Raw genomic sequence first — 5,501 nt, 5'->3', positions numbered from 1 at the left:
CCCTGCGGTCCCGGCTGCCCGGGCTGCCCCGGCTGCACCGTCGCCGGCGGCACCGCATCGGCCGGCCGCACCGTCCCGGGCGTCCCGGGCGCTCCGACGGCACGACGACCGCCACGAGGCCGCCCGAGCCACAGCCACGCCGCGGTGCACGTCGCGATGAGCATCAGCGTGAACGGCACACCGGACTGCAGCGGGCGGGTGACGACGTCGATGAGGATCTGGGCGCCGCCGGACCGGACGGCACCGAAGGTGCCCGTGACGACCCCGACGAGCGCCAGGGCGATCGTGCCGGCGGCACCGGCGAGCACGGCTCGGAGGAGCACCGTCGGCAGCGGACTCCGCCGGTCGACGGGCGTGAGGAACGCCAGCGCGAGGAAGGCCCCGGCGTAGAACGGGAACGGCGTGGCGAACACCCCGGAGACGAACCCGCCGACCAGGCTGCTGCCCGATCCGTAGGTCGCGAACGGGTGCACCACGAACGAGGCACCGAGCAGCCCGACCAGACCCGACACGAACTCGACGAGCACGATCGACACGACTGCGATGAGCGCACCGGCCGTGTTCGTGACCGATGCCCCGGGGGCGTAGGCGCGACGCGGATCCGCCGGGGTCCGCGGGGGCCTCGGGGCCGGCGCGCCGTACTGCTGCCCACGGTAGGGACCCTGCGGCGCACCGTAGGGCACACCACCGGCGGGCGGCGCGGGCTGCGACCAGCCCGCGCCGTAGTACCCACGATCGTGCTGCGACCGCTGCGGGTCGCCGGGGGTCGACATCGTCAGTTCCCCAGGATCACGGTGCCGTCGTCGGTGTCGTCACCCTCGGTCGTCGCCGGCGCGCTGATGCTCGGGGACGAGACGCGCCGGGACCGCGAACGGCCCTGCCCCGGCTGCTTCGGCTCCGGGAGCGCCTGCAGGACCGAGTCGAGCAGGGACTCGGCGTCCCCGCTGACCTGGCGTGGCTCGCGCTTCGTCGCGGCGATCGGGATGTCGAGGATCGCGACCGAGGTCTCGGCAGGGGTCACCGGGGCGCTCGAGCTCACTCGACGACGGGTCGGCGCCTTGGCGGGCACATCCTCGACGACCGGCGCAGCAGTGGTCGACGCAGCACCAGCCGACGGCGCAGCACCACCAGCAGCAGCACCAGCCGACGGCGCAGCAGCACCAGCAGCAGCGGGCTCAGCAGCCGGAGCGGCTGCGGCAGCAGGAGCGGCAGCAGCAGAGTCAGCCGCTTCCGGTGCACCCGCACCCCGGCCACCCCGGCGACGGCGACGCTTCGAACCCGACGGCTGCTCGCCGTGCTCGGGCTGCGAGGCGCCGGCGTCCGGACCGGACCCCGCGTCGGTGGGTTCCGGAGCCGATGCCACCGACGGCGCAGAACCCGCCGACGCGGCAGACACGCCCGACGCCGGCGTCGCAGCCCCGTCGTGCTCCTCGTGCGGGATCGTCGACGCGGCGATGCGGGACAGGGCACTCTTCACGTCGTCCGTGATCTGGTGCGCCTGCGACGAGCCGTTGCCGGACCCACCGTTGCTCCCACCGTTGCCGCTGCCGTTCGACCCGTTCCCGCCGTTTCCGGACCCGCCGCGGCTCTTGCGGCGGCTCTTCGCGGGCCCCGGGTCGGCGTTGTTGTCGTTCACCTTGGCGTTGACCTCGTCGAGGGACTCGCGGAGCCCCACGCCGATCTTCTTGCGCGTCATCTGCACGAGGCCGAGCGAGGTGACCTCGGCGACCTGGTGCTTCGTCCGGTCACGGCTGAGGCACTCGACGAGTCGTCGCAGCACGAGGTCGCGGTTCGACTCGAGGACCATGTCGATGAAGTCGACGACGATGATGCCGCCGATGTCGCGCAGGCGGAGCTGGCGGACGATCTCCTCGGCCGCCTCGAGGTTGTTCTTCGTGACGGTCTCCTCGAGGTTGCCGCCGGAACCGACGAACTTCCCCGTGTTGACGTCGACGACCGTCATGGCCTCGGTGCGGTCGATCACGAGCGAACCACCGGAGGGCAGCCAGACCTTGCGGTCGAGCGCCTTCTCGATCTGCTCGTTGAGGCGGTACTCCTCGAAGGAGTCCGGCCCGTCGTAGAGCTCGACGCGGTCCTTGAGGTCGGGTGCGACCGCGGTGAGGTACTCGTCGATCGTCTCGCGCGCCGCGGAGCCGTCGATGATGAGCTTGGTGAAGTCCTCGTTGAAGACGTCGCGGACGATCTTCACGAGCAGGTCGGGCTCCGAGTGGAGCATCACCGGCGCCTGGCCGCCCGCGACCTTCTTCTGGATGGCCTCCCACTGGCTGGTGAGGCGCTGCACGTCGCGGGTGAGCTGTTCCTCGGTGGCGCCCTCGGCGGCGGTGCGGACGATGACGCCCGCATGCTCCGGGAGGACCTCCTTCAGGATCTTCTTCAGGCGCGCGCGCTCGGTGTCGGGGAGCTTGCGCGAGATCCCGTTCATCGAGCCGTTCGGCACGTACACGAGGTAGCGGCCGGGCAGCGAGACCTGCGAGGTCAGGCGGGCACCCTTGTGCCCGACCGGGTCCTTCGTGACCTGCACGAGCACCTTGTCGCCCGGCTTGAGCGCGGCTTCGATCCGACGCCCGTGGTTGCCGGTGTCGACCGAGCTCCAGTCGACCTCGCCCGCGTACAGCACGGCGTTGCGGCCGCGACCGATGTCGACGAACGCCGCCTCCATCGAGGGCAGGACGTTCTGCACCTTGCCGAGGTACACGTTGCCGATGAGCGACACGTTGTGCGACTTCGTCACGTAGTGCTCGGCGAGGATGCCGTCCTCGAGCACGCCGATCTCGATCTTCGAGGCGCTCGACCGGACGATCATCTGCCGGTCGACGCTCTCGCGGCGGGCGAGGAACTCGTCCTCGGTGACGACCTGGCGACGACGGCCCGCGTCGCGCCCGTCGCGGCGGCGCTGCTTCTTCGCCTCGAGCCGCGTCGAGCCCTTCACCTTCTGCGGCTCGGTGATGTACTCGACCTCGCGTCGGCGGGGCTCGAGGTGGTCGCGCGGTTCACGCGGCTCACGGCCCTCGCGGTCGGCGCTGGTGCCGCGACGACGCGAGCGACGGCGTCCGCCGCCCTGCTCGTCGTCGTCCTCGTCGTGACGGGGCGCGCGGTCCGGCAGCTCCGGCAGGACCGGGGCGTGGAAGATCAGGCTGAGCGTGCTCGTCGCCCTGGGCACGAACGGCTCGTCGACGGGCTCCGCCGCACTGGAGGCGCTGCTCGCGTCCGCCTCGACCGTCGCGACCGGCGCAGCTGCGGTCTCGGTGTCGTCACCGGATGCGATCACCGGCAGGTCGCCCGTGAGGGTGCTCACGTCGTGCGGCTCGTCACCACCGGCGGTCGCCTCGACGGCCACCGAGACGGTGGGCGCCTCGACCTCGGGGGCGGCTTCCGACGCTCCCCCGATCTGCGGCGCCGGTTCCGTCGCTGCGAGCGGCTCCGCGGCGCCGGTGGCGGGATCCGCCTGGGACCCGGTCACCTGCTCGACGGAACCCGTCGGCGCGGCGTCGCCACGTGCCTCCTGGCCGGCCGACCGGGCGCGCCGACCGCCGAACAGGCGGCCTCGACGCTTCGGTGCGACTTCTTCGTTGTTCGTGTTGTCGTTGTTCTGCTCCACCATGGACCTGGTGCACTCCTTGACCCCGCTCGCATCCTGTCCGGACGGCGGGAACTCTGTAGTTGTAGCGGGTGGCGACCACGCCCCCGCGTTCGCTGTCTTGTGACCGTCGCGTCTCGCGCGTCCCGGTCACGGCACGCTCTCACCGCACCTGATCGTCCGGGCAGGGCCCGGAAAGCTTTCGTCGTCGCGCGGATGGCCGCACGACCTCCTGGGATTATCGCATGCCGCACCGGGAAAGGACCGGATCGAGCATGCGATGATGACGCCGTGAGCACGCCAGCACCTGCCGTCCGCCGTCCGATCGCCATGGGCGTCTTCCTCCTGGTCACCGGCGTGGTGGGCCTGTTCGGGTCCTTCTCGCTCGTCCTGGACGAGTTCGCGAAGTACGCCGACCCCAAGAAGGTGCTGTCGTGCGACGTCAACCCGTTCATCAGCTGCTCGGACGTGATGGCGAGTTGGCAGGGGCACCTGTTCGGGTTCCCGAACCCGCTGCTCGGCGTGATGGGCTTCGTCGCGCCGATCGCCGTCGCGGTCATGCTGCTGGCCGGGTTCCGGAACGGCTCGCGCTGGTTCTGGATCGCGTTCAACGCGGGCGTGTTCCTGGCGTGGGTGTTCGTCACGTGGCTCTTCACCCAGACCGTCTGGTTCATCGGCGCGCTCTGCCCGTGGTGCATGCTCGTCTGGTCCATGACGATCCCGATGTTCTGGGTGTTCACGATCTGGAACGCGGCGCAGGGGCGCTTCGGCGCTGGGGCGCAGCGACTCGGTCGCACCCTGCTGCCCTTCTGCTGGGCGTTCCCGCTCGCGAACTACCTCGTCATCGTCGTCACGATCCTGATCAAGTTCCCGACGATCCTTTCCTCCTTCTGATCGTCGGCTGAGCGTCACCGATGACGCGTCATCGAATTCCTGGGTCCTTCCCAGCCAGATCGGCCGATCGGCCCACGGGCACGACCTACGCTCGATCGTGATGAGCGAGAACGAGAGCAAGAAGGCCCGGCGGGAGGCGGCGCGTGAGCGTGCACGCCTCGCCCGGGCGAAGGAGCAGGCGCGTCGACGCCGCAACAAGACCCTGGGGATCAGCGGCATCATCGTCGGTGCGCTCGCGGTCGCCGCGATCGTCGTCGTGGTGATCGCGAACTCCGTGCAGCCAGCGGGCCCCGGGCCGCGGAACATGGCGAGCGACGGAGTCCTGCTGAAGGGTTCGAACGGTCAGATCGTCCCCGTGACCACGAAGGCCACGCCGGAGGGCGGGAAGCCGACGCCGACGAAGCAGGGCGACTCGGTCGCGAACATCACGGTCTACTCGGACTACATGTGCCCGTACTGCAACCAGTTCGAGACGAGCCAGATGTCCCAGATCCAGCAGTGGGTCAAGGACGGCTCGGCGACGCTCGAGCTGCACCCGTTCAACCTGCTCGACCGCGTGTCGCTCGGCTCGAAGTACTCGACCCGATCGGCCGCCGCGGCAGCCTGCGTCGCGAACTACGACCCGGACGCGTTCCTCGCGTACAACACGTCGCTCTACGAGAACCAGCCGTCCGAGAGCACGCGCGGTCTCACGAACGACAAGCTCGCATCGCTCGCGAAGGCCGCTGGCGCGACGAACGAGAACGTGGCGTCCTGCATCACCGACCAGAAGTTCGCCGGGTGGGTGGCCGACGCGACGAACCGGGTGCTGAACGACCCGCTCCCGAACTCGTCGCTCGACAAGCTCACCGGTACGCCCACCGTGATCGTGAACGGCAAGCAGTACAACGGTTCGCTCACCGACACGGACGCCTTCGCCGCGTTCGTGGAGCAGAACGGCGGCAAGGCGTAGGCCTCAGCCCGACCCCCGTTCGCACGACGAACGGCCCCGCTCCCGAGGAGGGAGCGG

Annotated in this window: 3 protein-coding genes and 1 pseudogene; 2 read left to right on the top strand and 2 right to left on the bottom strand. The window is 70.4% G+C overall.

Annotation, left to right across the window (positions count from 1 at the left end):
* Both Q7F20_RS17695 and Q7F20_RS17690 read right to left on the bottom strand, forming a co-directional pair.
* A pseudogene (locus Q7F20_RS17695) lies at window positions 1–773 on the bottom strand (hypothetical protein); the annotation flags it as partial.
* Window positions 774–775: 2 nt separating this feature from the next.
* Window positions 776–3,622 (bottom strand): Rne/Rng family ribonuclease, encoded by a 2,847-nt coding sequence (locus Q7F20_RS17690; protein WP_305741377.1) that lies wholly within the window; start codon window positions 3,620–3,622, stop codon window positions 776–778.
* A gap of 267 nt (window positions 3,623–3,889) precedes the next feature.
* On the opposite strand from Q7F20_RS17690, the gene Q7F20_RS17685 reads away from it, so the two are divergent.
* Window positions 3,890–4,492, top strand: a complete 603-nt coding sequence (locus tag Q7F20_RS17685; protein WP_305741376.1) for a vitamin K epoxide reductase family protein — start codon at window positions 3,890–3,892, stop codon at window positions 4,490–4,492.
* Between the two features lie 100 nt (window positions 4,493–4,592).
* Window positions 4,593–5,444, top strand: a complete 852-nt coding sequence (locus Q7F20_RS17680; protein ID WP_305741375.1) for a thioredoxin domain-containing protein — start codon at window positions 4,593–4,595, stop codon at window positions 5,442–5,444.
* Window positions 5,445–5,501 lie beyond the last annotated feature (57 nt).

Origin of the sequence: Curtobacterium sp. A7_M15, from assembly GCF_030705415.1 — a bacterium.
Taxonomy (GTDB): Bacteria; Actinomycetota; Actinomycetes; order Actinomycetales; family Microbacteriaceae; genus Curtobacterium.
The sequence above is the reverse complement of the archived record's forward strand: the minus strand, read 5'-3'. Positions and strand labels throughout refer to the sequence as shown.